Raw genomic sequence first — 244 nt, 5'->3', positions numbered from 1 at the left:
ATAAATATCAAGACGATCAAATCCGTTTCCTTGCAACTTAAAGGGGACTATCCCCCCAAATTTGACATCCGCGGGGAGATTATGCTTACCCTAGAGGGCTTCGCCCAGATGAACAAGGAGCGCATACCAGCAGGGGAAGAACCCTATATGAATCACAGAAATACAGCTTCGGGGAGCCTCAAGCTTCAGGATAGCCCTTTGGTGGCCCAGCGTCCGCTGGAGTGTTTGCTATACAGTATTGTTG

Annotated in this window: 1 pseudogene; it reads left to right on the top strand. The window is 49.2% G+C overall.

Annotated elements, in window-relative coordinates:
* A pseudogene (locus ACRHOZ_RS21290) lies at nucleotides 1–244 on the top strand (NAD-dependent DNA ligase LigA); the annotation flags it as partial.

The sequence above is a fragment of the Flagellimonas flava genome (assembly GCF_050617915.1).
Lineage (GTDB): Bacteria > Bacteroidota > Bacteroidia > Flavobacteriales > Flavobacteriaceae > Flagellimonas > Flagellimonas flava_A.
Note: the sequence above shows the minus strand (reverse complement) of the source record. Positions and strands in the feature narration are given on the sequence as shown.